Origin of the sequence: Xenorhabdus entomophaga (assembly GCF_037996725.1) — a bacterium.
GTDB classification, from domain to species: Bacteria; Pseudomonadota; Gammaproteobacteria; order Enterobacterales; family Enterobacteriaceae; genus Xenorhabdus; species Xenorhabdus khoisanae.
Genome location: NZ_JBBMXH010000384.1, coordinates 1 through 369, shown reverse-complemented (window position 1 = coordinate 369; position 369 = coordinate 1). Strand labels below are relative to the sequence as shown.

Annotated in this window: 1 protein-coding gene; it reads left to right on the top strand. The window is 45.3% G+C overall.

The genetic code is table 11. The features are described from left to right. Positions 1 to 88: 88 nt before the first annotated feature. Positions 89 to 369, top strand: a 281-nt coding sequence (locus tag AAC854_RS23315) for an IS30 family transposase (protein ID WP_340619158.1), incomplete at its 3' end; no start/stop codon positions are given.

Sequence of the window (369 nt, the reverse complement as noted above, 5' to 3'; positions counted from 1 at the left end):
GTGCTGTTGTTTTTCAGTCAATGTCATGGTGGTTCCCCTTCTCAATAAAAGAAAACACACTATGACAAAAGATTAACCAGTCAGGTATGTGGGGTTAATTAGGCGCTTACACACGATCACACTGGATAATGGCGGCGAGTTCGCTCAGCATGAAAAAGTCAGTCAATCGACGAAAGCCCAAATTTATTTTGCCCGGCCTTATGCCAGTTATCAGCGGGGAACGAATGAAAATACCAATGGTTTAGTTCGTCGCCAATGGCCTAAGGGAACCGCTTTTGGCCCACTGACGGAGCAAGCTATCAGCGATATGGAATTGAGGCTGAATATGACACCAAGAAAGATTTTAAATGGGCTGACGCCAATGGAAGC